Genomic DNA, 25,405 nt, shown 5'->3' with positions numbered 1-25,405 from the left:
TAAACCCAAGCTGCTCAAGCCAGTCAGCTCCTCGAAGATCTTATTCATCCCGTTGATTTGTTCTTGATTGAGTTAAGGCTACTGATCGAAATGGGCGGAGCCGGATCGCTCCAAAAGTTGCCGGTACAACATGACAATCTTGTCTTGCACCTCGGATTGGCTCAGGTGATCTGTGTCGATCAAGATGGCATCGGGGGCAGGCCGCAAGGGAGAGATGAGCCGTTCGCTGTCGCGGCGATCCCGCTGCTCGATTTGCGCTTTCAATTCTTCGAGAGGCACCATTTGCCCTTGGGCTTGGAGTTGGTGTTGCCGACGCTGCGCCCGCTCCCCAACAGAAGCGGTCAAGAAAACCTTCAGCTCTGCATCAGGAAAGACGTGGGTGCCGATATCCCGCCCCTCCAAGACAGCACCGCCATCCCGGCCAATGCTGCGTTGCCGCTTCACCAGCTCCTGGCGTACTCCCGGCACTGCCGCCACGTGAGAGACCCAGCGGGTCACTTCCGGAGAGCGAATGGCCTGGGTAATTTCTTCGCCATCGGCCCAGATGCGGGTCGGCTCTGTCGAAGAGGTGCCACTTTGCAGGGTGAGCTGGGTTTGGGCGGCCAGTTGGGTGAGTTGCTCGGCATCGTCCAAAGGGATCCCCCGTTGCAGTGCCAGCCAGGTGATGGCTCGATACATGGCCCCCGTGTCCAAGTACAAAAGCTGCAGCTGGGCGGCTACTGCCCGCGCCACGGTGGATTTTCCGGCTCCAGCCGGGCCGTCGATGGCAATCAGCGGGCGACGCGGGGGAGAGGTCGTGCCGGAAGAGGGCGGTGCCGCATGCTGGGCTCTCTCCGGCGAGGGATCCCCTTGCTCTGGGGAAAGGAGCAGGTTGTCGATCAGGCGAGTCTGCCCCACATAGGCAGCAATGGCCAGCAGGCCCTTGTCTTCCACCCGCGGCAGCGGCTGTAGCGTTTGGGGATCCACCAATTCCAGGTACTGCAGTTGCAGCTCTGGGGTATGCTCCAGCTCAGCACGGGCGGCGGCAAGGATCCCTTCTGCTGAGGGATCCCCGGCCTGCCAATGGTCATATCCCCGACGCAAGGCCCGGTACAGCCCGGCAGCCACCTGTCGTTCAGCAGCAGAAAGGTAGCGGTTGCGGGAGCTACAGGCGAGGCCATCGGCTTCTCGCACCGTGGGGCAGGGAACAATCGTGGTGGGTATTTGCAGATCCCGAACCAAACGCTGAATGATCGCCAGTTGCTGGGCGTCTTTTTGGCCGAAGTAGGCCCGCTGCGGCTGCACCAGGTTCAGCAGTTGCAGCACAATGGTGGCTACACCGCGAAAGTGGCCAGGTCGGTGGGGGGCGCAGAGGGTCTGCAGAAGGGATTTGGGGGGCATGACCCAGGTGCGGTCGCTTCCGGTTGCGGGGTCGGCTCCCATCTCTTGCGGGTCAGGGGCAAAGACCACATCCACACCTGCTGCCTCGCACAAAGCTCGGTCCCCCTCTTCGTCGCGGGGATAGCGATCCCAGTCTTCGTTGGGGCCAAATTGCAGCGGATTGACGAAAATGCTGACCACCGTGTGGTCACACTCTTGCCGGCAGCGGCGGATTAGGCTGAGATGGCCCTCATGCAGGGATCCCATCGTGGGCACCAAGCCGATGGTGGATCCCCGCCAATTGGCTACCTGCTCCCGCAAAGCAGCAACTGTGCGCAGCCAGTGCATCGCCATGCCACCTCAATCTCTCTCTCCCCTATGGGTTTTCTCCAACCCCCCCAAAGGCTGCTCCTACAGGCCGATCTTGTTGCTGCGTTGATATTGCCTGTAGGCTGCCACGAATAAGCCCGCCAAGGTGACCACCACCATGCCCAAGACGATCCCCAACAAAATCGGCTCGATCACAACACAGACCTCCCAGTTCAAACCTAGATCATGATAAGCCAAGCCCAAACCTATCCTCACCGTTCCTTGCCAAGGAAATCGAGGGGGGATCCCCTAATAAAATGCAGGGGATCCGCGAAGCCGTTGAGATGGCATACCCATAGCCCATGAGGTCAATTGTCTTGTCCGGGGATGGCGGAGACTTGAAGGAGTGCCTGTCCAAACTGGAAGAGCAACTGCGCCCTTTGGCAGACAAGGCCGTTCCCCTGCTGGTGGCGGACTCGCATCCAGTGCAGGTGTGGGCGGCAGTTTTGACCTGCCAACGCTTGGGGATCCCGCTGTTCCTGGGTAATCCCCACTGGGGAGAACGGGAATGGGGACAGGCTTTGGCGGATATGGGATCCGGCTGGTGCTGGCGCCAGGGACGGCTGGAAGGGGATCCCGCCCCCTTGAATCCGCGCCTGCGAGAGTTGCGGGAAGTTTTGCCCAGCTCCCATTGGCCGTTGATCGGCATCCCCACGGGTGGCTCTGGCGGCCAAGTGAAATGGGCCCTGCACTCTTGGCTGACCCTCAGTGCCTCGGCCAAAGCCCACCAACAGCACTTTGCCGTTGGGCCTGTACACAGCTATTGCGTTCTGCCCCTGTACCACGTCAGCGGCTTGATGCAGGCAGTCCGATCCTGGCTGAGCGGTGGGCAGTGGGTTGTCTGGGATTGGAAACGGCAACAGCAGGCCGAGTCTTGGGATCCCCCTTTGCCGGGGAGCTTTCTATCGCTGGTGCCCACTCAGTTGCAACGGCTGTTGCTCAGCGCCCATCCGGGAGTTTTGGAGAGCCTGCGCCAATTTCGGGCCATTTTGGTCGGCGGTGGCCCCACCTGGCCCAGCTTGCGGCAACAGGCCCGGCAACTTCACCTTCCCCTTGCCCTCACCTACGGTATGACCGAGACCGCCTCCCAGGTGTGTACGTTACTGCCAGAAGCCTTTTGGCAAGGGAGCGACAGTCTGGGTCGGCCTCTGCCCCACGCCACGCTCCAGATCCGCAGCGAAAAAGGGGATCCCCTGCCCAGCCATGCTGTGGGCTACATTCACATTCAGGCAGAGTCGCTGGCACTGGGCTACTACCCGCACCTAAGTGCTACGCACCGCTTACGCGAAGGGCAACAGCAAGGCTTTACCCCCGGCGATTTGGGCTATCTAGACCGACAGGGATCCCTCTATTGGTTAGGTCGAGCCGATGACCTAATCCTAACCGGCGGGGAAAAGGTGATGGCTGCAGAAGTGGAAGGGGAGATCCGAGCCAGCGGCTGGGTGGAAGATGTGTGCGTGTTGGGCCTACCGGATGCCGAATGGGGGCAGCAGGTGGTGGCGGTGGTCGTCCCCAAAACGGGGATCCCGGCAATCCCCAAAGAGCTGGAAATGCACCTGAAGCAACACCTAAGCCGCCAACTGAGTCCCTTCAAGCACCCCAAGCACTGGCTGTGGTGTACGGGGATCCCGCGCAACCCTCAGGGCAAAGTCAACCGCCAACAACTCCGGCAGTGGGCAGCTCAGACGTTGGGGATCCCAACGCAGGCAAGTTAGCGGGATCCCTCCCGAATGCCCAGACGGGCTAAATCTCGCTTGATTTCAAAGGCCAATTCTCGGTTGTGCGGCTCCGTGGCCAAAGCTTTTCTCAAGTAGGCTTCCGCCTGCTGATAGCGCCCCTCGTAGATCAAATGGTTGCCGAAGCGCTGGTAGGCCAACGCCAAGATGTGGATGGCCTCGCTGGAGTTGGGAAACCGTTTCAGCAGCGCCTCCGCCTGGGCCACCGCCGTGGGCAACTTCCGCTCCCGCCAGGCTGCCTTGACGCGGGCAATCCCCTCCTTGAGCCCTTCCGGATTGGGCTGCTCTGCCGATGAGGGGCCTATGCTGCGAATGACCACCCGCCTTTCGCCGGCAGCAGGAGAGCTGGGTGGAGATTGACGTTGTGCAGATTGACGTTGTGCAGATTGACGTTGTGCATCGTAGCGCCGCCGCTGCTCAGGGTCGCTCAGCACTTGGTAGGCTTGGTGGATTTGTTGGAAACGCTCTCGGGATCCCTCCCCTGCCACATTAGGGTGAAACTGCCGCGCCAACCGTCGAAACGCCTGTTTAATCTCTTCAATGTCCGCTGCAGAAGATAGGTTCAGGATCGCGTAGTAATCCATAAACGGTGGCGCAAGTGACATACTCCCATCGCTGACCCTACGGTTACAGCGTGGGCTTCTCGCTTCATCGGGGAGCTTTCGCAAGAACCCTCAGCGAGCAGACACGGGATGTCCCACCGCGTAGTTGCACCAGATTCCGGCAAAAGCCGTTTTGTGCAACTGCTCCCATCATACACCATGTGGGGGTATCTGTATCCCGGCACTGACCCTACGGGTACAGTGCGGGGCTTAGCTACCCCCACACCCCCATAAGCTAAGGGATCGGGAAAAGACCTGGCCAAAAACCAGCTCTAGTCTATCGCTGCGGCCCCGGCTTGACCAAGGGATCCCACCAAGCGCTTGGTTCTCCCGCTTCCCTCAGCAGCAGGGATCCAGTGTTAGACTTTGGCCAAGTTGTTTGGAGCCTCCATTCCGGCCTATCGAGGATCCCTTCCTGTTGCCCAACTTCATTGCAACTTGGCTTTTTTATTTCTATCTGTTATGAGTGAAGCGCTTCATCAAGCTCTTGCCAATCGAGATCTAAAACAATTATTGGCCCATTTGCAGCGGGGGGAAGATGTGAATGCTGTCGATGCTCAGGGAATGACTTTGCTTCATAAAGCGACACGCCTTGGCGATTTGGAACTGTTGGATTTGCTCTTGGCCCATGGCGCCTCCCCCAATGCCTTAGATCCCACAGGTGCTACCCCTCTCCATTTGGCTGCCGACAGCGGTCAGGTCAAGCTGGTGGAGCGTCTCTTGAGGGCAGGCAGTGATATCAATCTCCCAGATAACTATGGCTATACCCCTCTCCATCGGGCTGCTTTAACCGATCAGGCGGAGGTAATCGGTCTGCTCATCCAAAAGGGAGCCAACACCGGTCGTGTTCTCCACTGGGCCACAGCCACCGGTCGAAAAAGCATTCTGGCCCGCCTACTATCCAAGGGAGCGCCGGTGGATGCCACTGACGAAACAGGCCGAACCCCTCTGCATGAAGCCGCCACCCGAGGGGATTTGGGCATCGCTCGCTTTCTGCTCTTGTACGGGGCCAATGCCAATGCGCGCAACCGATTCGGGGCGACACCGATGCACTGGGCTGCTTGGGAAGGGCATATCCAAATCCTGGAGCTTTTGCTGGAAAATGGAGCCGAACTAAACCCTCGCAATGAAGATGGGCATACCCCCTTAGCCTATGCACAAAAACGCCAACACAGGCTGGCTGCTCAATGGTTACAAGATCGAGGAGCAACTCTTTAGCTTAGTATCAAGTTTGGCATAGAGAGTAAAACAAAAGTTAATGAAAATGCTGCTATTTCAAGTCATAGGGTATTTGGTCTTCCCCCCTTCTCATGAGATGGGGTTTGAGAGTGAGGGTAACCCCTACAGAAAAAAGGAGAGAGGCTGTTAGGCTTTCCTCCCTCCAGTCTCTTCGTCGCGGTTAGCGTTAACGCCAGCTAGATTCTAACTGATTCTTCCACCTGATTCAACTTTTTTCTAGAGTTTCTCTTGAGCCCAACATAAATTTTTGAACGACAAAACAAGACATAGGACAGACAGTTTGTCCCAAAAGGTTGGTCTTTTTCCTTAGCTTCTGACAAGTTTGCAAAGGAAACTAGAGCAGCAATCTTTGTATTCGGTCTTGTCTTCCGGTTCCCGAAGCCAGATTGCCCCCTTCCAAAGCCATAACCCTCAGCCGCTGTTGCTCCTTTACACTGCCACCTCCACAGATTGACATGAGCAAGCAAAAAATCTCTCTATCAACTGATTCTGACTCTCATTAGCACAGAACCTTGCTTAGCCTTGGAGAGGAGAAAAAGGGATCCCTGCTGACGCAGATGGCCAGCTCTGCCAGCACAGGATCCCTGCCACATCCAAGACAAGAGAGGAAGACTGATGGATATGACTCCACCACTCAACTGAGTAACAGCATAGCTTTATTGAGATTGAATCGCAATACCTAGCCAACGTAAGAGGAAATGTTCTTGACAAAACTGCTTCAAGTAGTCGTTTCAAGTTAGGGTGAGACGCTTGGGCTACTGAGGAGAGCCTTCTGATTCCCTGTATTCAAGGCTTTAGGTGTGGGTGCAGTGTCCCAGTTTGAATCGAAATGGCCACAAGCAGAGTACCTGGGCTAAAGGGTAATTGGCCAAGATTTGCAGTTTCAGCCCTCTTGAGAGGATAGGTCGCGGAGTTGTGGGCACAGCACAGGTTCAAGGGGGGGTGAGGGGCTGATAGCAGTCGTGGTTCTTATTACCCTCTATTTCAACTGCTCGCGTAGCGGGCCGGAGGCCTTAGCAGGAAGCAACCGGTCGTTTGTTTCACCTTGACGGTGAGATAAATGACTACGCGTTGCGGAACAGTAGGTAACCTCACTGCCATTCAAATGCCGTGGCGGGCGAAAAATCAAACCTTGGCCCAATGGATCCCTAGCCACGATAGCTGAGTCGCCTGGCAGGAGATCGAACCTGACGGCGTTTTCTGCGCCAGCGTTTCCAGCGGGAGACCATCCAGTCGCTTAGGCTGTGGTTCACCGATCCCAGTTCCAACCCCATCCCAATCCAAAAGAGCATCTCGGCGTGAACTTGCAGCAATTTCCAGAGATCGCTGCCCCACACCCAGGGTTGCCACATCCACCAGCCCAACCGGGATCCCAGCCAAGCCCCCAGCAGGCCAGCTCCTCCTGCCCATAGGCTCAAGTACAGTACCCGCACGGCGGTGCCCACAATCGGCCCATGAGACCAAAAGGAGCGATGCCGCATCCACTTGCGGTAGGGCAGCCAAATCCAGCGCAAGAACAGCCAGCGTTGATACTGTCGGGAACAGGTGTCCAGATCTCCAGAAAACATCAGGCCGCTGAACAGATAGGCGGATCCCACAGCCAGGGCAACTGTGGTGCTGTTCCCCAACACACCGGCGGCTAGGGTGATGCCGGGGGCCGTCCAGAGGGTAATGCGATCGTGGGTGGATCCCAGCGGCATAAAGCCAGAGCAACAGTACACGACTGCGGCTCAGTCTACCCGCAAGCAAAGGAGAAAGCCTGCTCCAGCCCTGGGATCGCTCCGCCGGATCTTGAAAAACCTAAGCCTGCTGCTCCCCAGGGATCCCTCGATTCAGGCGATCCAACACCTGCAACTGTCGGTAGAGCATTTCAACCCGTGGCAGATGGATCCCAGCTTGTCGAGCGTACTGCAGGGGGTTGCCGAAGATCACCTGCAGTTCCAGAGGACGTTTGCGCTCATAGTCGATTTTCATGCTGGTGCGGTAGGGGGCCATTTTCTCGGTATTGGTGAGCATTTCTTGGATCAGGGAGTCGGGAAGCAGGCGATCACAAGCTGCAGCTCCCTGTATCACCTCCTGCATCAGCGTTTCCGCCAAAGCACGGGCCTCAGGGTCTCGAATCATTTGCTGAGTATCGGCATTGAACACCACCGAGAGGCCGTTGAAGGGAATATTCCAGACCAGTTTCTGCCAGCGGGCCAACATCAAATCTGGTGAGAGCGAAGTCGGGATCCCTGCCCGTTGAAAATCGGCTTGAACTTGTTGAAGGCGGGGCGTGATCCCTTGGGGGGCATAGCCAGGGCCGTACTCTGCCAGCAGCACCGAACCGTAATCCAGATGGTGAATGTGGCCGGGGCCAACCTTATTGGAGCTGATGAAGCAGAGGCCCCCCATGACCCGCTCTGGGCCAACGCAATCGGCAATCTCGGGTTCCACCCCCAGCCCGTTTTGCAACAAGATCACCACGCCATTCTCGGCCAACACAGGCGGGATCAAGTGCGGCAGAAGCGCATTTTGGGTGGCTTTCAAAGCCACGATCACGCCTTCGCAAGCCGGCATGTCCTCCACGGCTGCGTAGGCATTCACCTGGGGCAAATGAAAATCCCCCCAGCAGGACTGCACCCAGAGGCCGTTTTGGCGAACATGCTCATAGTCGCTGTGCAGCAGAAAATGCACCGCAAAGCCCGCCTGTTGCAATTTCGCCCCATAAAATCCTCCCAAAGCACCCGTACCCAAAACAGCGTAACGGCGAGTTTCCGGCAACCGAGGCATGGCGGCAAGTTTTAGCAGGTCATCCCCAAAATACCGCACACCAGCGCCGGCTCAGGGTATAAACTTTGCTGTTTTGTCTATCAACAGCACCCGCTCTTCTGCATCGGTTTCCCGCAGATGGACTCTCACCGTTTGCTCCGGTTCTGTAGAAAGCTGACAACCGCAGTAATCGGGCTGGATGGGAAACTGTCGGTGACCCCGGTCAATCAACACCGCCAATCGCACCCGTTCCGGTCGCCCAAAGTGGTTTAGAGCCTCCAAAGCTGCTCGCACGGTGCGACCGCGAAAGATAACATCATCCACCAGCACCACTTCTTGGCCGGTCAGGTCACGCGGCATTTCGCTGCGATCGGGGGTGCGCAACCCGCCGGCGCTCAAATCGTCGCGGAAAAAAGTGATGTCCAGCTCCCCCACTTGGGGCGGGATCCCCAGCAGAGTGGCAATCCGATCCCGCAGGCGGTAGGCCAAGGGGACTCCCCGGGTGCGAATGCCGATCAACGTCAACTTTTGGAGGTGGGGATGATCCCTGCCGATCGCCTCTGCCAGACCCTCGATCAGCCCGGCCAACTGCTCCGCATCGAAGACCTCGATCTCGGACATGGATCCCTGTCGCCCCCTCGCCAATCGCGGATCTGGTCTGTAGAAGACTTTAGTAGAAGACTTTAAGATAGCCCAACCTGCCGGCGGGATCCCTATCCGGTAAGATAAAACCAGAAGCAATTCCCAAGCCATGGAGGTTTCCTTGAGGGAGGGATCCACGATGTCTGTTGCTTGGTTGGCTTCGGTTCTGGCGAGGCGGTCTTGGCTGAGCCGTTTCCTGCGGGGGATGGTGCTTTGCGGGCTGATACTCTGCCTGGGGGTTACTCCGCTGGGATCCCCGGCCCAGGCAGAGGACTACACCAAACGAGATCTGCAGGGGGTGAGCTTTGCAGGGCAAGACCTGAGCGGCTGGAAGTTTCTCAAGGCCAACCTGCGCCAAAGCGATCTCAGCCACGTGAAGGCGGCAGGGGCAAACCTATTCGGGGCCAATCTCAGCAAAGCCAACTTGCGCGGAGCCGACTTGCGCGGGGCCACTTTGGACATGGCCAACCTACAGGGTGCGGATCTGCGAGAAGCGCAACTGCAGGACAGCATGATGTGGCTGGCCCGAGTCGAAGGGATCCAAATTGATGGGGCCGATTTCACCAATGCCTTAATACGCCAAGACGCCCTCTCCATCCTCTGTGAACGGGCCACCGGCGTTAACCCTGTAACTGGTCGGGCCACCCGCGACACTCTTGAATGTGACTGATCCTCACCCCCTCTCCTCTGGGAGAGGGGAGATCTGGAATCTAGGGCTCAGGAGCTGGGAGCGGCTGCCTCAGAACGGGCGGGCTTGCGTTGAAACTGGCTGAGCAGCGAATTCCAGGCCAAGCGGGCCATCGACAACAGCCAATTGCCCTCCAACTCCCTAAACAGATCCATGTTCAGCTTGAAGGCATAGTTGGCCTCTGCCACAATGCGGTCGATGGTGGTTTGATCCAGCTCCAACGCATCCAGCTGGGCGCGGTAGCGCTGCTTGAATTTGCCCTCATGAGGGATCTGCTCGAAATCGTAGAAGGCCGTTCCTTCCCCCTGCGGCAAGCCCATGGCCCGGCGGGCGATGTTTTTGAGGATTTGGCCGCCCGACAGGTCGCCGATGTAGCGGGTGTAGGCGTGAGCGATCAGCAGAAGCGGATCTTTTTCCACCACTTCCCGAATGCGGTTGACATAGACCTGGCAGGCAGGGGAGGGCTTGACCAAAGAGCGCCAGTTGGGGCCAACAAAATAATTTAAATCCTTCTCCAGGCTGGCCTTGCGCCACAGCTCTGGGTAGTAGAGCCGGCCCACCAGGGGGTGCTCTCGCAGTTGGGCAAAGCCTTCTTCCAAAGCGCTGTAGACAAAGTAGAAATTGCCCACGTAGCGGCTGTAGGCCCGCTTATCCACCACTCCCTTCAGGAAACACTTGATAAACACCATGTTCTCGGCCATGGTGTGGGACTGCTTGGTGCCCTCTCGCAACTGGGCCGACAGGCTGTTGTCCCGGTTACTCAAATCATTCTTATTCTGATTGTTGTGGCTTTGACTCACAAAACCCTCCTCGCCAACAAACTGTGCTTCATTAGATCGCCCGCAGATCACCCGCAAGCCATCCCGAGGTTCCCCCAGCCTGAGAAGCTTTGTAAACCCATTCCCGATCCTTTCTCATGATTGATGGCTCCGCGTCTTGCCCCCTAGCCTGCATCAACAGCGTGCATCTCAAAAGCGACAAAGACCGGCGCCGCGTCCACCCTGGCGACCGGCTGAGCCTGTCAGAGCCACCCCTCCGATCCCCAAGGTTGACCGGAAATCCGAGCTGGAGCAGCGGATGATCCGCAAAAACGGTTAAAGATTAGAATAATCTGCCTGAGTGTGAATGGATGTGAACAATCCTTAAGGCATGGCGGAAACCGCCCCTGCCCCGGCAGCCAAAAGGGGATCCCCAGCGGTTTTGCCGAGATTTTCCAAGTGAGCCCTCAAGGGATCCGGACAGCCCCTCGACCTTTGTAACGTTCGTTGACGATCGTTGGCGGGGTTTCTATAATGAGAAGCCTGACTGCAGCGCGACCCCTCCCGAGCAACGCATGACACAATTAGCAGTGCCATCCCCTGTCGCTCCTACCTTTCCTGACCTGGTGGAGATTCAGCGGGAGAGTTTCTTGTGGTTTTTGCGAGAAGGGTTTGAAGAGGAGCTTCTCAGCTTTTCCCCCATCGTCGATTACACCGGCAAGCTGGAACTGCATTTCCTGCCCGAATATCGCCCTGGGGATCCCTCCAAAGGGTACAAGATCAACCGCCCCCGCTACGACCCCGAGGAGGCCAAGCGGCGAGACGCCACCTATCAAGCGCAGATCCGGGTGCCCACTCGCCTGATCAACAAAGAGACCGGCGAGATCAAAGACATGGACGTCTTCATCGGCGAACTGCCCTTGATGACGGATCGGGGCACCTTCATCATCAACGGCGCCGAGCGGGTGATCGTCAACCAAATTGTGCGCAGCCCCGGCGTCTATTACAAATCGGAGCTGGACAAAAACGGGCGTCGCACCTACAGCGCCAGCCTCATCCCCAACCGCGGAGCCTCGCTCAAGTTCGATACCGACAAAAACCGCATGGTGTGCGTGCGCATCGACAAAACCCTCAAGCTCTCGGCGGCAGTTCTGCTGAAAGCCTTGGGCCTGAGCGACTCCGAGATTTACGACAACCTGCGCCACCCCGAATTCTTCCAGAAAACCATGGAGAAAGAGGGGCCCTACACCGAAGAAGAAGCCCTAATGGAGCTGTACCGCAAGTTGCGGCCCGGGGAACCCCCCACCGTATCGGGTGGCCAGCAGTTGCTGGAATCCCGCTTCTTCGACCCCAAACGCTACGATTTGGGCCGGGTAGGGCGCTACAAGCTGAACAAAAAGTTAAATTTGAACGTAGCCGAAAGTGTGCGGGTGCTTACCGTCACCGACATTTTGGCCGTCATCGACTACTTGATCAATTTGGAGTACGACATCGGCCATGTGGACGACATCGACCACCTGGGCAACCGCCGCGTGCGCTCCGTGGGCGAGCTGCTGCAAAACCAGGTGCGGGTGGGCCTGAATCGCCTGGAGCGGATCATCCGAGAACGGATGACAGTCTCCGAGTCGGAAAACCTCACCCCGGCCTCTTTGGTCAACCCCAAACCCTTGGTGGCGGCCATTAAGGAGTTCTTCGGCTCCAGCCAACTCTCCCAGTTCATGGATCAGACCAATCCCCTGGCGGAGCTGACCCACAAGCGCCGGTTATCTGCCCTGGGCCCCGGCGGCCTAAGTCGGGAACGGGCCGGCTTTGCGGTGCGGGATATCCACCCCAGCCACTACGGCCGCATCTGCCCCATCGAAACTCCAGAAGGCCCCAACGCCGGGTTGATTGGATCCCTGGCCACCCACGCCCGCGTCAACCAGTACGGCTTTATCGAAAGCCCCTATTACCGGGTCGAGAACGGCGTGGTGCGCAAAGATCTGGGCATGGTCTACCTCACCGCTGACGAAGAGGACGAGTACCGCGTGGCCCCGGGGGATGTGCCGGTGGATGCCGAGGGCCGCATCACTGCCGACTTGGTGCCGGTGCGCTACCGCCAAGAGTTCACCACCGCCCACCCCACAGAAGTGCACTACGTCCAAGTGGCGCCGGTGCAGGTCATCTCGGTGGCCACCTCCTTGATCCCCTTCCTGGAGCACGATGACGCCAACCGTGCCTTGATGGGAGCAAACATGCAGCGGCAGGCGGTGCCCCTGCTCAAGCCGGATCGGCCCTATGTGGGCACTGGCCTGGAAGCCCAGGCGGCACGCGACTCCGGCATGGTGGTGGTGTCGCGCACCAATGGCGTGGTGACCTATGTCTCTGCCGACGAAATCGTGGTGCGGCCAGACGACGGCGGGGATCCAATTGTCTATCGCCTGCAGAAATACCAGCGCTCCAACCAAGACACCTGCCTCAACCAGCGTCCCCTTGTCTATACGGGGGATCGGGTGGTGGCTGGCCAGGTGCTGGCGGATGGCCCGGCGACCGAAGGGGGCGAGTTGGCTTTGGGCCAAAACGTGTTGGTGGCCTACATGCCCTGGGAGGGCTACAACTACGAAGATGCCATCTTGATCAGCGAGCGGCTGGTCTACGACGATGTCTTTACCTCGGTACACATCGAGAAGCACGAGATCGAGGCCCGGCAAACCAAACTGGGCCCTGAGGAGATTACCCGCGAAATCCCCAACGTGGGGGAAGATGCCCTGCGGGACCTGGATGAGAACGGCATTGTGCGCATTGGGGCTTGGGTGGAGGCCGGCGACATTTTGGTGGGCAAAGTCACCCCCAAAGGGGAGTCGGATCAGCCCCCAGAAGAGCGGCTATTGCGGGCCATTTTCGGGGAAAAGGCTCGGGATGTGCGGGACAACTCGCTGCGGGTGCCCAACGGCGAGCGCGGTCGGGTGGTGGATGTACGCATCTTTACCCGCGAACAGGGGGATGAGCTGCCTCCCGGCGCCAACATGGTGGTGCGGGTCTACATTGCCCTCAAGCGCAAAATCCAGGTGGGGGACAAGATCGCGGGCCGTCACGGCAACAAAGGCATCATCTCCCGCATCTTGCCGATTGAGGACATGCCCTACCTAGCGGACGGCACACCGGTGGATGTGGTGCTCAACCCCTTGGGGGTGCCTTCCCGGATGAACGTGGGCCAAGTGTACGAGTGCCTGCTGGGCTGGGCAGCAGAACATCTGGGAGTGCGCTTCAAGCTGATGCCCTTTGATGAGATGCACGGTTTAGAAGCCTCCCGTCTGACGGTGGAGGCCAAGCTGAGGGAAGCCCGAGAGAAGACCGGCAAGGACTGGATCTTCAACCCGGAAGGCAGGTACTGCGGCAAAATCCAGGTGTTTGATGGTCGCACCGGGGAGCCCTTCGACCAGCCCGTTACGGTGGGCCGCGCCTACATGCTGAAGCTGGTGCACTTGGTGGATGACAAGATCCATGCCCGCTCCACCGGCCCCTATTCTTTGGTGACCCAGCAACCGCTGGGGGGCAAGGCGCAGCAGGGCGGCCAGCGCTTTGGGGAGATGGAGGTGTGGGCTTTGGAGGCGTTTGGGGCAGCCTACATCCTGCAGGAGTTGCTCACCGTCAAGTCCGACGACATGGTGGGGCGCAACGAGGCTCTCAACGCCATTGTCAAGGGCAAGCCGATCCCTCGACCCGGCACGCCGGAGTCCTTCAAGGTGCTGGTACGGGAGTTGCAGTCCCTCTGCCTAGATGTGTCTGTACACAAGGTGGAGGTGGACAGCGAAGGGCAAACCCACGATGTGGAAGTGGATCTGATGGCCGATACTTCCAACCGTCACACTCCCTCTCGACCCACCTATGAATCGGTTACGGCTGAGGATCTCTCGCCATCACCCGCCTTTACCAGAGTGCTCCGCACCGCTGACGCGAATGCCAGCCGCAGCCTTGAGGAAGATGAGGACGAGGAGGAGGAAGAGGACTTCTGAGTGTTGAGAGGGCTCCGTGCCGCTGACGCGAACGCGACGGGGATCCCATTCAGCCCGCGAAGGAGGGCGGGGTTTGCCTTTCCTTTGGGTTTAGGTGCCAGGGCAGCAAGTCAGGAGGAGAATGGCGATGGCCAAAACAGAGCAACGCTTTGACTACGTCAAAATTGGCTTGGCTTCTCCAGAACGGATCATGGAGTGGGGCCAGCGCACCCTGCCGAATGGTCAAGTGGTGGGGGAAGTCACCAAGCCCGAGACCATCAATTACCGCACCCTCAAGCCGGAGATGGATGGTCTTTTCTGTGAGCGCATCTTTGGGCCGGCCAAAGACTGGGAATGCCACTGCGGTAAGTACAAGCGAGTACGGCATCGGGGGATCGTCTGCGAGCGCTGTGGGGTGGAGGTGACCGAGTCGCGGGTGCGCCGCCACCGCATGGGCTACATCAAGTTGGCCGCTCCGGTCACCCACGTTTGGTATTTGAAAGGGATCCCCAGCCACATCGCCACGCTGTTGGACATGCCGCTGCGGGATGTGGAGCAAGTGGTGTACTTCAACGCCTACGTAGTGGTGGATCCGGGCAATGCCCAGAATCTCTCTTACAAGCAACTGTTGACGGAGGATCAATTCCTCGAGATCGAAGATCAGATGTACGAGGAGGGATCCGAACTGCAACTGCCGGAGAACTGGGCCATGATTGGGGCAGAGGCCATCGAGCGCCTGCTCAAGGATATCGACCTGGAAAAAGAGGCGGAGCAACTGCGGGAGGAGATCACCACTGCTCGCGGCCAAAAGCGGGCACGCCTGATCAAGCGGCTGCGGGTGATCGACAACTTCATTGCCACCGGATCCCGTCCGGAGTGGATGGTGTTGCGGGTGCTGCCGGTGATCCCGCCGGATTTGCGTCCCATGGTGCAGTTGGATGGGGGCCGCTTTGCCACCAGCGACCTCAACGATCTCTACCGTCGTGTGATCAACCGCAACAACCGTCTGGCCCGGCTGCAGGAGATCATGGCGCCGGAGATCATTGTGCGCAACGAAAAGCGCATGCTCCAGGAGGCGGTGGACGCGCTGATCGACAACGGTCGGCGGGGGCGCGTAGTGGCGGGGGCCAACAACCGTCCCCTCAAGTCCCTCTCCGACATCATCGAGGGCAAACAGGGGCGCTTCCGGCAAAACCTGTTGGGCAAACGGGTGGACTACTCCGGGCGTTCGGTGATCGTGGTGGGGCCCAACCTGCGCATGCACCAGTGTGGCCTGCCCAAAGAGATGGCCATCGAGCTGTTCCAGCCCTTTGTCATCCACAAATTGATCAAGCGGGGCATCGTCAACAACATCAAGGCCGCCAAAAAGCTGATCCAAAGCAACGACCCGCAGGTTTGGGATGTGCTGGAGGACGTGATCGACGGCCACCCGGTTTTGCTCAACCGCGCTCCCACGCTGCACCGCCTGGGGATCCAAGCTTTTGAGCCAATCCTGGTGGAGGGAAGGGCGATTCAACTTCACCCCTTGGTCTGCCCTGCTTTCAACGCCGACTTCGACGGCGACCAGATGGCTGTGCATGTGCCCCTGTCGTTGGAAGCCCAGGCGGAAGCGCGCCTGCTGATGCTGGCCACCAACAACATCCTCTCCCCGGCCACCGGCGCTCCCATCATCACCCCCAGCCAAGATATGGTGTTGGGGTGCTACTACCTGACGGCGGACAACCCCCACGCGCCAGATATTGGCGATCGCTTCTTCGCCAGCTTGGAAGATGCTCTCATCGCCTACGACCGCGGCGCCATCGGCCTGCACAGCAAGGTCTGGGTGCGCTACCACGGCCCGATGGAGTTGGGCAAGGGCGAAAAAGAGTCCGAGCCGCAAATCATCGAAGAAGCGGGCGGCATCCGCCTCAAGATCACCAACTACCGCCGTATCCGCGAAGATCAAAACGGCAACGTGATCAGCCAGTACATTCGCACCACGCCGGGCCGGATCATTTTTAACAAGACCGTGCAGGATATTTTGTCTGCGTAGTTCATCCTCTGCCGTAGGACGGCTCTTCTCTCCCCTTCTCTCTAGCGAGGCATCATGAGCGAAAAAGGACGATTTTCCGCTGGCCTGTCGCGGCAGGCTGCCGACGGCAACAAAGCCGACGCCCCTTTGCCCCCTGTGCCCTTTTGCAACTATCAAATTGGCAAAAAAGAGCTGCGTAACCTGATTGCCTGGTCTTTTGCCCGCTACGGCACAGCCCGCACCGCTCAGATGGCGGATGCTCTGAAGACCCTGGGCTTCAAATACGCCACCCAGGCAGCCGTCTCCATCAGCGTCGAAGATCTGCGCGTTCCCCCCAGCAAGCGGCAGTTGTTGGCGCAAGCGGAAGCCGAGATCGAGGCGGCCACCGAGCGCTATACCCGTGGAGAAATCACAGAGGTGGAGCGCTACCAAAAGGTGATCGACACCTGGAACCAGATCAACGACCAGATCAAAGAGGAGATGCTCAACAACTTCCGGCAGAACGATCCCCTCAACTCCGTCTACATGATGGCCAACTCGGGGGCGAGGGGGAATGTCTCCCAGGTACGGCAGTTGGTGGGCATGCGCGGCCTGATGGCCAACCCCCAGGGGGAGATCATCGATTTGCCCATCAAAACCAATTTCCGCGAGGGCCTGACCGTTACCGAGTACATCATCTCTTCCTATGGGGCCCGCAAGGGCTTGGTGGATACGGCCCTGCGCACCGCCGACTCTGGCTACCTCACCCGCCGCTTGGTGGACGTGTCTCAGGATGTGATCGTGCGGGAATCTGACTGCGGCACTGAGCAGGGCATCCTTCTGGAATACCTGATGGACGGGGACAAGGTGGTGGTGTCTCTGGAGGAGCGCTTGGTGGGCCGAGTGTTGGCGCGCGACGTGGTGCATCCACAAACCCAGGAGATCCTCGCCCGCCGCAACCAAGAAGTGGATCACGACTTGGCTAGAACCATTGCAGAGGCTGGCATCCGCCAGGTGATGGTGCGTTCTCCCCTCACCTGTGAAGCCAACCGCTCCGTGTGCCGGATGTGTTATGGCTGGAGCTTGGCCCACTCCCGCCTGGTGGATCTGGGGGAAGCGGTCGGGATCATCGCCGCCCAATCGATTGGGGAGCCGGGCACCCAGTTGACGATGCGCACCTTCCACACGGGAGGCGTGTTTACAGGGGAGGTGGCCCGCCAAATTCGCGCCCCCTTTGCGGGTGTGGTGCGGTTCCCGAAAAATCTGCGCACCCGCCCCTTCCGTACCCGCCACGGCGACGATGCCCTGCAGGTGGAAGTGAACAACCAAATCATCTTGGAAGGCCCAGACGGTCAACGGGAGTCCTTCGACATGACTCAGGGATCCACCCTGCTGGTGCGGGACGGAGCCCAGGTGCAGCGGGATCAGTTGATTGCAGAGGTGTCCCTGGCCAAGGCCAGCCGTAAGAGCACCGAGAAAGCCCAGAAAGAGGTGGTGGCCGACCTGGCTGGAGAAATTCGCTTTGCCGATCTGCCCATCGAGGAGAAGACTGACCGCCAGGGTAACACCACCTACACTGCCCAGCGGCAGGGATTGATCTGGGTGATGTCTGGACAGGTGTACAACCTGCCTCCGGGGGCCGAGCCGGTGGTGAAAAACGGGGATCGGGTGCAGGCGGGGGATGTGATCGCCGAAACCTCGCTGGTGACGGAGCATGGCGGCATTGTGCGGCTACCGGAGCGCAGCGACACCAGAAGTGGGCGCGAGGTGGAGATCATCAACGCTTCGGTGGTGTTGCGGGAAGCACGGGTACGGGTGGAATCCCACCAGGGGCGGGAACAATTTTTGCTGGACACTTCCAGTGGGCAGACCTTTGTTCTCAAGGCTACTCCGGGCACCAAAGTGGGCAACGATGAGGTGGTGGCGGAGCTGATCGACAACCACTTCCGCAGTCAGACGGGAGGCTTGGTGAAGTTCGCCGGCATTGAGGTGGCACGGCGCGGCAAGGCCAAGCAAGGTTACGAAGTCATCCAGGGCGGCACCCTGCTGTGGATCCCAGAAGAGACCCACGAGGTGAACAAGGACATCTCCCTGCTGAACGTGGACGATGGCCAGTATGTGGAAGCAGGCACTGAGGTGGTGAAAGACATCTTTTGCCAGAATGCCGGTGTTGTCGAAGTCATCCAGAAGAACGACATTCTGCGGGAGATTGTCATCAAGCCGGGATCCCTGCATCTGGTGGACAACCCCGCCGACTTGGAAGTGAAAAGTGGCACCCTAATCCAGCCAGGGCAACCGGTGCTCAGCAGCATCGTTCCCGACCGACTGGTCTACCTGGAACACGTGGAAACTCCCGAAGGCCCAGGCTTGCTGCTGCGTCCGGTGCAGGAGTACGAGATCCCCGACCGGCCCTTGGTGCCCACTCAAGAGTCCACCAGCGAGTCCGGTCGCTCCATTCGTCTGCGGGCGGTGCAGCGGGTTCCCTTCAAAGATGGGGAGCGGGTGAAGTCGGTAGGCCCTGTAGAGCTCCTGCGCACCCAACTGGTGCTGGAAATCGATACCGACGCCCCACAACTGAAGGCCGATATCGAGCTGATCCAAGATGAGAAGGATCCAGATATTCGCCGCCTGCAACTGGTGATTCTGGAAACCCTGTTGCTGCGCCGCGACGTGGAAGCGGATCTGACGCAGGGGAGTACCCACACGCGGCTGTTGGTGAAGGAAGGAGACTCCATCGCCAGCGGAGATGTTATCGCCCGCACCGAAATCCAAGCCAAAAAGGCCGGGATCGTCCAAGGGATCCGCCAGGGAGCGGAAGTGGTACGGCGGGTGCTGGTGATTACCGACGACGATCTGGTGCAGGTGCCCCTGACGGGCCCAGCCAATGTGGAAGTGGGGGCGCTGGTGCGGGCTGGGGACGAGCTTGCTCCCGGGATCCCTTCTCCACAGTCAGGACAGGTGATGCAGATAACGGACGGCCAAGTCCTGTTGCGGATGGCGCGGCCCTACTTGGTTTCTGCGGGTGCCATCCTGCAGGTACGGAATGGCGATCTGGTGCAGCGGGGGGATTCTCTGGCCCTCTTGGTGTTCGAGCGGGCCAAGACAGGGGACATCATCCAGGGTCTGCCACGGATTGAGGAGCTGCTGGAGGCCCGCAAGCCCAAGGAAATGTGTGTTCTGGCCAAGCGGCCCGGCACCGTTCAACTGAGCTGGCGGGGAGAAGAGCCAGATCTCAAGGTCATCGAAGCCGATGGCACGGTTAGAGACTATCCTGTGCTGCCGGGGCAGAGCTTGATCGTGGTAGATGGACAGCCGGTGGGGGTGGGGGATCCCCTAACCGATGGCCCTGCCAACCCCCACGACCTCTTGGAGATCTACTACGAGTACCATCGCCAAACCTTGGGAGATGACCAAGCCGCACGGTTGGCTCTGCGGGAGGTGCAGCGCTTCTTTGTCAACGAAGTGCAGAACGTCTACCGCTCCCAGGGGGTGGAGATCTCCGACAAACACATTGAGATCGTGGTGCGCCAGATGACCTCCAAGGTGCGGGTGGATGATGGTGGCGACACCATCCTGTTGCCGGGGGAGCTGGTGGAGTTGCGGGAAATCCAGCAGATCAATGCCACCATGGCCATTACTGGAGGAGCGCCGGCCAAATACACGCCCGTCCTGCTAGGGATCACCAAGGCCAGCTTGAATACCGACAGCTTCATCTCAGCGGCCAGCTTCCAGGAAACCACCCGCGTGCTGACTGAGGCGGCCATTGAGGGCAAATCCGACTGGCTGCGCGGCTTGAAGGAAAACGTAATCATCGGGCGCTTGATCCCGGCAGGCACGGGCTTCACCACCTACGAGGAGATTGCCGCCGAGCCGGAGCCTGACGAAGAGGAAGAAGAGCCTGCGGTGTTGCCGGAGCTGCCGCCTCGTTTGATCTTGGAAGACGATCAGTTGATCGACGATTCCACCCCTGCCTTCGACGAGCTGGAGGAGGATGACGACGACGAGGAGGAGTAGGGCGCTGGGGATCCAGGAGTGGGCCACTTTGCAAGCTGAAATCGTCAGTTGCTGCCGCTGCCCCCGCTTGGTGGCCTGGCGAGAGTCAGTCGCCCTTCAGAAGGTGGCCCGTTTTCGCGACCAGCTCTACTGGGGCCGACCGGTGCCAGGGTTCGGGGATCCGCAGGCGCGGCTGTGGGTGATCGGGTTGGCGCCGGCAGCCCATGGGGGCAACCGCACCGGGCGCGTGTTTACCGGGGATCCCAGCGGGGACTGGCTGTTTCGCGCCCTGTACCGAGCCGGGTTTGCCAATCAGCCCACCTCTACCCACCGAGAGGATGGCCTGCAATTGCAGGATTGCTACATCTCGGCAGTGGTGCGCTGTGTGCCCCCGGAGAACCGCCCCACCGCCATAGAAGCCAAGGCCTGCCTGGGCTACCTGAAGCAAGAGCTGGAGCTGCTAACCCAGGTGCGAGTGATCCTGACGTTGGGGCATTTTGCCTTCCAACACGCTCTGACGCTCTTGCCACCTCTTAGGCCCCGTCCCCGCTTTGGCCACAACTGCGTTATTCCCCTGGCAGAGGGTCGCTATTTGCTGGCGTCTTACCATCCCAGCCGGCGCAACACGGCCACACGGCTGCTGACGGAGCCGATGTTGGATGCCGTTTTCGCGCAAGCCCAGCAGTTGCTGTCTGGTAAGCCGGCCCGACCGGGTGAGCATTAGGCGGGTTGCCAAGATTCGAGGCGATAGGCACTGTCCCAAAACAGCCATTCCAACCGGGAGGCAGTGACAAAAGCTGCCCTCATCTTTTCCCGCAGCGGCTCTGTAGCCTGCTGAGCGACGGAGTCGGTGATGTCCAAAGCCTGCTGCACCACTTGGGCAAATTCTTCCCCGGCGTAGGTGTCGATCCACTGTTGGTAGGGATTGTCAGGCTGCGCGGTGCGATAGATGGCGGATCCCACCTCTCGGTAGATCCAAAAGCAGGGCAGCACAGCGGCAATGGCCACCTCATAGGGATCCACAGCCGCCGCAGCCAACAAAAAACGGGTATAGGCGAAGCAGGCAGGGGCATAGGCTGTTTCGGGTTGAATGTCGTAGAGGCGAAAATAGCTTTCGTGCAGGCTGCGTTCGGCCACAATGGCTCCCAGGGCAAAGTTCAAGAAACTCACCACCTGCTCAGCCCCTTCGGAACGAGCTCCAATCAAGGCCAGGGCGCGGGCAAAATCCGTGAGATAAAGAGCATCTTGCTGCAAATAAAACTGGAACCGCTGCCGCGATAGGCTGCCCGCTGCCAACTCTCGGTTGAAGGGGTGATCGAGGATTTGCTTGTAGATGGGCTGAATGGCTTGCCAAAGGTGGGCTGTAAAGGACTGGGGCATGGCGACCGTCTCTCGGCGTTTGGTCTTCAGCTAGAAATTGCAGGAGCCCCGCACTGTACCTATAAAGTCAGTGTTGGGAGGAATGCTATAATAATACTGCGGGCACCAGAAACGGTTTTTTTTAAGGCACTGGTAACGGTCGATTGGGGGTGCAGTAAACCACCCCAGAAGCTCGTGGTTGGCTTGCTAACTGCAGGGCTACTAAAAGCCCGCTCCGTACCGCCTAGCGGTTGGTGTCGGGTAGTTTACTCGATTGGTGATTGACCTGACCAGGGCCAGCACCTCTGCTGGGGCTGAGGCTTTCTTCATTTTGAATCTCAATTAGGCTTCGGGCATGAGGGGGCGGAACCCATGCTTGCGGGAAAGCTGCCCGATCAGATCCAATTTCTCAAGGGTGATCAAATTACGGCCCCAACTGAAATTGGTGTACAGCCCCTCAAACTCCAGCAGCATGGATTCAGCAAAGCAGGCAAAAAGCTGACGGGCCGGGTTGGCCACATTCAAAAACTGCATGATGTTCCATTCAATATCCAAAGAGTGCTCCACCATCCCCCCGTCAATGACGTAGAGTCCCTTTCGCTGCAAGCTGGAGGCGATGTTCTTTGGGTAGCCACCGTCGATGATGACACAGGGATCCGGCAAAACTTGGGGATCGAGGGCCATGCCTTGGCTCATGCTGGCCACCCAAACGATAAAGTCAGCGCGGGGCAGGGCCTCTTCCAGCGAACAGATCTCCCCCTGCTTGAGCTTGGCCTGCAATTCCTCCAGACGCCGTCGCTCTCGGGCGATGAGCAACAATTTGCCCAAGTGAGTGTGGGCCACCAACCATTGACAAATGGCGCTGCCGATATCTCCGGTCGCCCCCACCACCGCAACCGTAGCGGCTGCCAAGTCCATGGCGTAGCGCTGGGCCGCCAACTGCAGTTGCTGACAGATGATGTAGGCCGTGTGGGTATTGCCGGTGGTAAAGCGTTGGATCTCCAAGTCAATGTTGCGGACTCGCCGGAGACTGTCGAGGCGAAAAGTCTCAAAAATGATGCTGCTAAATCCCCCCAAAGCAGTAATGTTCAAGCCGCGCCGCTGGGCTAGGGCCATGGCATTCAACACTTTCCGACAAGCTGCCTTCACCCGTCCCCCCGCCAACATCTCCGGCAAGAAACAGGATTCGACGTACTGCCCATAAATCTTTTGGCCGGTGATGCTGGTTACCGTGATCTCGTCCACCACCTGAGGGGGAGCCATGCACCAGAACTCCAGGTCGCTCTCCGCATATTCGGAATAACCCAGCTTGTCTGCCACCCGCTTCGCATGGGCCAGGCTGGTCAAGTGCCCAATCAGGCCGAACATAGAGATTTACCCGCTTGGATAACTGATGGATCCCATCAAAACATGTCCATACCCGCCTGTAGCCAGCCTAGAACTGCAGTCCGCCGGCAGAGGATGAATGCTGAGGTGGGTCATGCTGCCCGCAAACCCTGGGCTGAGAGGCGCATCACCTCGCGGGTGCTGAAGCCGATGTTGGCCAGCGCCTCTCCATAGGCAATCATAAAATCCTCGACGATGGCCTCGCGATCCATATAGATGGCTTCTACATCCTGGTCCACCTGCTGCAGCATCTGCCAGACCAAGGGCAGGTTCTGGGCGTTGGCCGCTTCGATCTGCCCTTTGACTTCGCCAAAATGCTCCCCTAGCCAGCGCTCTCCAAAATTGAGGTGCAGATATTCATCCTTGACCACCCCCTCGGTGATCTTGCGGGCAAACTCATCGGCGACGGGGATGTAAATGTTGTAGGCGGCAATGGCAAAGCATTCGATGATCAGCGACTGAATGACCAAGCAGGTAACTAGGTCTCCGGCTGCTGCCGCTTTTTGGAAATTGTTGCGCAAAGGGGAGAAGAAAGTGCGGGCAAACTCCCTATCCGGCTCTACCTGCAGGTTTTTGCTGCAGGATTGAAAGCCTTTCATGTGCCGCAATTCCATCTTGGCCAGCTTGTGCAGCTCCTCTGCCCCTTCCGGCAACATCTCGGCCAGCTTGAGGTAGTTGTCGTGGGCTTCTTGTTCCCCTTCGATCACAATGCCGTTGATGCGAGAGTAGGCCTGCCGGTAAACCGCGCTGCCATAGTCCAAGGTGGTGCCACCCTCATCGGCTAAAGGCTGGGGGGTATTGGGCAGGACGTTCACTGGGGCCATACTCATGCATCTCCTCTCGGTGTTGTTTGGGTGTTGTTGATTGTCTATGCTGACTCGACAATCGCCTCGATTGCAGTTGAATCGCTCTCTTAATCAGAATAGCTGTAGCTGCCGCAGAATTGGCGGGATTCCTTTTGCGGAATGATAGGGGTCTGCTAGGGTGAGGGTTCGAGTGCCGTTGTGGAGCCTGCTGTATGTCTGCTCTTGGGGATGGCCTGAACCAACTGCGCCAGTTGCTGGTGGAGCTGGAGGAACGATCCCTCGATCAGCCGATTGGCAGTGCCGAGGAGGTGTTGCAGGCCATTGAGCTAGCCACGGCTTTTGAGCTGTTTGAGGCGGAGAGCAGCGGTTTGCTGCTGCAGATTGTGGCCAATCTCTGGGATCGGGTACGGCAGCAGGATTTGTCTCCAGGGGAGATTCAGACGGTATCGGAGAAGTTGCGGGCGGTGGGCTATACCGATGCCGAAATTCAGGAGATCCTGGACTTGGAGCCGGAGGACTAGCCCCATTTCCCCCTCTAGGCTTGAACCATGCCCAGCTCCACCGGTGTAACACCCGCTTCCATCTGAGTGGTGGCGTCGTAGCAAGCCCCTCGCAGGTTGGCCAGCTTGAGTTTGCACTGGGCAAGAAGGGCTCCTCTCAAGTTGGCCCCGGTGAGATTGGCCCCTGCCAGGTCCGCTTGGCTGAGATCGGCTTCGCTCAAGTCCGCTTCCGCCAGGTTGGCCCCACGCAAGTTGGCTCCTTGCAATCGGGATCCCTGCAGCTTGGCTTTCTCTAGGTTGGCCAGCCGCAGGTTGGATCCCTGCAGATCCGCTTGGCTGAGGTCGGCGCCGCTCAGGTAGGCCCGCTCCAGGTTGGCAGAGGCCAGCTTTGCCTGGCGGAGAATGGATCCCCCCAAGTCGATCCCGGCCAAGTCGGCCCCGGCCAGATCAGCTCCGGCCAGTTGGCTGTTGCTGAAGTCCCGCTCACCGCTGCCGTAGCGTTGCAACAGGTCTGCTCCAGTTTCCACCATCGCTGTTTTCCACACCGGACGAATGGATCCTACCTAGGAATAGAAGGGCCGCCAAGAGCACGCTAGGATAGGCGCAAGCCGTTTTCCGGGATCCCCCCTTATGAGCTTGCCCCGTGTGCCCCGAACTCGACCTCGCCCCAAGCTGCGCTCGATCCCTCGCCGCCAAACCGAATCCGCCCTCTATGCCGAAATGCAGCAGCTCACTGTCGAAAAGCAGCGGCTCAACCAAGAGCTAGAGTTTATTCGAGAGCGGCAAGGGCAAATCCACGCGCGACTTCAGGAAATCGAGCAGGCCATGCAACACCTTCAGCAGGAGGCAAAAGCCTTTCGGGATCCCGCTCCTGCCTCTGAACCCGCCCAGCTCAGATCCCGCCCTTCCCGCTTCCCGCCCATGACCTTCGAGTATTGAGGGATCCCCTTGGTTAAGTCCCATCACTCTGGAAGATCGGAAAATCCAAAGCCAACCCAAGCAACAAGTTGGGGGATTTTGTAGCCAAATTAACTATTTGCTGCTCGTCTCAAGCCGACCATAGAATCCAGGCCAGCGAACAGCCATTCTCAAGCTGGCTGCACAGTTACTTGAACTTCCAGGCTTATGACTTCTTCTCCACAGATCTCGCGTCGCCGCCGGTTTTTGTCCTGGGTGCTAGGTTGTGTTGATCTTTCATTTGAGCCAAAAGAGAGCACTGACGAGATAGAGAAAACTCAAGAAGTTCCTGGCCA

At 58.8% G+C, this 25,405-nt stretch carries 20 protein-coding genes; 9 read left to right on the top strand and 11 right to left on the bottom strand.

Annotated elements, in window-relative coordinates; all coding sequences use genetic code 11:
• Window positions 1-78 precede the first annotated feature (78 nt).
• Both NW828_RS06005 and petG read right to left on the bottom strand, forming a co-directional pair.
• Window positions 79-1,707, bottom strand: coding sequence for a bifunctional pantoate--beta-alanine ligase/(d)CMP kinase (locus NW828_RS06005; protein ID WP_414382465.1), 1,629 nt, complete (start codon window positions 1,705-1,707; stop codon window positions 79-81).
• Between the two features lie 63 nt (window positions 1,708-1,770).
• Window positions 1,771-1,884 carry a cytochrome b6-f complex subunit V gene (petG, locus tag NW828_RS06000; protein ID WP_011433989.1) on the bottom strand — a complete coding sequence of 38 codons (114 nt, stop codon included), beginning with the start codon at window positions 1,882-1,884 and terminating at the stop codon, window positions 1,771-1,773.
• 146 nt (window positions 1,885-2,030) lie between these two features.
• Here petG and NW828_RS05995 point away from each other — a divergent pair, with 146 nt between their 5' ends.
• The gene (locus tag NW828_RS05995; protein ID WP_414382432.1) at window positions 2,031-3,443 is read left to right on the top strand and encodes a 2-succinylbenzoate--CoA ligase; all 1,413 of its coding nucleotides are present in this window, start codon (window positions 2,031-2,033) and stop codon (window positions 3,441-3,443) included.
• Here the strand turns inward: NW828_RS05995 and NW828_RS05990 are convergent.
• Window positions 3,440-4,069 (bottom strand): DnaJ domain-containing protein, encoded by a 630-nt coding sequence (locus NW828_RS05990; protein ID WP_414382429.1) that lies wholly within the window; start codon window positions 4,067-4,069, stop codon window positions 3,440-3,442. The two genes, NW828_RS05995 and NW828_RS05990, sit on opposite strands and share 4 nt — an antisense overlap.
• A 459-nt stretch (window positions 4,070-4,528) precedes the next feature.
• Here NW828_RS05990 and NW828_RS05985 point away from each other — a divergent pair, with 459 nt between their 5' ends.
• Window positions 4,529-5,284 carry an ankyrin repeat domain-containing protein gene (locus tag NW828_RS05985; protein ID WP_414382426.1) on the top strand — a complete coding sequence of 252 codons (756 nt, stop codon included), beginning with the start codon at window positions 4,529-4,531 and terminating at the stop codon, window positions 5,282-5,284.
• Between the two features lie 1,169 nt (window positions 5,285-6,453).
• Here NW828_RS05985 and NW828_RS05980 read toward each other — a convergent pair.
• The 3 genes from NW828_RS05980 to pyrR all read right to left on the bottom strand — a co-directional run bounded on the left by NW828_RS05980 (window position 6,454) and on the right by pyrR (window position 8,677).
• A complete protein-coding gene (locus NW828_RS05980; RefSeq protein ID WP_414382423.1) occupies window positions 6,454-7,026 on the bottom strand; it encodes a metal-binding protein in 573 nt (190 codons plus the stop codon).
• A gap of 79 nt (window positions 7,027-7,105) precedes the next feature.
• Window positions 7,106-8,116 carry a putative 2-dehydropantoate 2-reductase gene (locus NW828_RS05975; RefSeq protein ID WP_414382420.1) on the bottom strand — a complete coding sequence of 337 codons (1,011 nt, stop codon included), beginning with the start codon at window positions 8,114-8,116 and terminating at the stop codon, window positions 7,106-7,108.
• Window positions 8,117-8,128: 12 nt separating this feature from the next.
• Window positions 8,129-8,677: a bifunctional pyr operon transcriptional regulator/uracil phosphoribosyltransferase PyrR gene (pyrR, locus tag NW828_RS05970; RefSeq protein ID WP_414382462.1), complete on the bottom strand. Its 549-nt coding sequence runs from the start codon at window positions 8,675-8,677 to the stop codon at window positions 8,129-8,131.
• 160 nt (window positions 8,678-8,837) lie between these two features.
• Here pyrR and NW828_RS05965 point away from each other — a divergent pair, with 160 nt between their 5' ends.
• Entirely contained in the window at window positions 8,838-9,368 is a 531-nt protein-coding gene (locus NW828_RS05965) for a pentapeptide repeat-containing protein (RefSeq protein ID WP_414356737.1), read from the top strand.
• A gap of 47 nt (window positions 9,369-9,415) precedes the next feature.
• On the opposite strand, the gene NW828_RS05960 is transcribed toward NW828_RS05965, so the two are convergent.
• Window positions 9,416-10,129 carry a heme oxygenase (biliverdin-producing) gene (locus NW828_RS05960; RefSeq protein WP_414382459.1) on the bottom strand — a complete coding sequence of 238 codons (714 nt, stop codon included), beginning with the start codon at window positions 10,127-10,129 and terminating at the stop codon, window positions 9,416-9,418.
• 590 nt (window positions 10,130-10,719) lie between these two features.
• On the opposite strand from NW828_RS05960, the gene rpoB reads away from it, so the two are divergent.
• The 4 genes from rpoB to NW828_RS05940 all read left to right on the top strand — a co-directional run bounded on the left by rpoB (window position 10,720) and on the right by NW828_RS05940 (window position 20,825).
• Complete coding sequence (gene rpoB / locus NW828_RS05955) at window positions 10,720-14,139, top strand: DNA-directed RNA polymerase subunit beta (RefSeq protein WP_414382417.1); 3,420 nt, start codon at window positions 10,720-10,722, stop codon at window positions 14,137-14,139.
• A 127-nt stretch (window positions 14,140-14,266) separates the two neighbouring features.
• The gene (locus NW828_RS05950; RefSeq protein WP_414382414.1) at window positions 14,267-16,150 is read left to right on the top strand and encodes a DNA-directed RNA polymerase subunit gamma; all 1,884 of its coding nucleotides are present in this window, start codon (window positions 14,267-14,269) and stop codon (window positions 16,148-16,150) included.
• Window positions 16,151-16,285: 135 nt separating this feature from the next.
• A complete protein-coding gene (locus tag NW828_RS05945) occupies window positions 16,286-20,122 on the top strand; it encodes a DNA-directed RNA polymerase subunit beta' (RefSeq protein ID WP_414382457.1) in 3,837 nt (1,278 codons plus the stop codon).
• Window positions 20,100-20,825, top strand: a complete 726-nt coding sequence (locus NW828_RS05940) for a uracil-DNA glycosylase (protein ID WP_414382412.1) — start codon at window positions 20,100-20,102, stop codon at window positions 20,823-20,825. The genes NW828_RS05945 and NW828_RS05940 overlap by 23 nt, the downstream gene beginning before the upstream one ends.
• On the opposite strand, the gene tenA is transcribed toward NW828_RS05940, so the two are convergent.
• The 3 genes from tenA to NW828_RS05925 all read right to left on the bottom strand — a co-directional run bounded on the left by tenA (window position 20,822) and on the right by NW828_RS05925 (window position 23,670).
• Entirely contained in the window at window positions 20,822-21,481 is a 660-nt protein-coding gene (gene tenA, locus NW828_RS05935) for a thiaminase II (RefSeq protein ID WP_011434003.1), read from the bottom strand. The two genes, NW828_RS05940 and tenA, sit on opposite strands and share 4 nt — an antisense overlap.
• A gap of 321 nt (window positions 21,482-21,802) precedes the next feature.
• Complete coding sequence (locus NW828_RS05930) at window positions 21,803-22,828, bottom strand: long-chain acyl-[acyl-carrier-protein] reductase (protein ID WP_414382410.1); 1,026 nt, start codon at window positions 22,826-22,828, stop codon at window positions 21,803-21,805.
• Between the two features lie 110 nt (window positions 22,829-22,938).
• Entirely contained in the window at window positions 22,939-23,670 is a 732-nt protein-coding gene (locus tag NW828_RS05925; RefSeq protein WP_414382454.1) for an aldehyde oxygenase (deformylating), read from the bottom strand.
• Between the two features lie 194 nt (window positions 23,671-23,864).
• Between NW828_RS05925 and NW828_RS05920 the strand changes: the two genes are divergently transcribed.
• Window positions 23,865-24,173: a hypothetical protein gene (locus NW828_RS05920; protein ID WP_414330858.1), complete on the top strand. Its 309-nt coding sequence runs from the start codon at window positions 23,865-23,867 to the stop codon at window positions 24,171-24,173.
• A gap of 14 nt (window positions 24,174-24,187) precedes the next feature.
• On the opposite strand, the gene NW828_RS05915 is transcribed toward NW828_RS05920, so the two are convergent.
• Window positions 24,188-24,682, bottom strand: a complete 495-nt coding sequence (locus tag NW828_RS05915; RefSeq protein WP_041436747.1) for a pentapeptide repeat-containing protein — start codon at window positions 24,680-24,682, stop codon at window positions 24,188-24,190.
• Window positions 24,683-24,782: 100 nt separating this feature from the next.
• Here NW828_RS05915 and NW828_RS05910 point away from each other — a divergent pair, with 100 nt between their 5' ends.
• Window positions 24,783-25,091: a gas vesicle protein GvpV gene (locus NW828_RS05910; RefSeq protein WP_238376787.1), complete on the top strand. Its 309-nt coding sequence runs from the start codon at window positions 24,783-24,785 to the stop codon at window positions 25,089-25,091.
• Window positions 25,092-25,405: the final 314 nt, after the last annotated feature.

The organism is Synechococcus sp. W55.2, assembly GCF_047461635.1.
Lineage (GTDB): Bacteria > Cyanobacteriota > Cyanobacteriia > Thermostichales > Thermostichaceae > Thermostichus.
The sequence above is the reverse complement of the archived record's forward strand: the minus strand, read 5'-3'. Positions and strand labels throughout refer to the sequence as shown.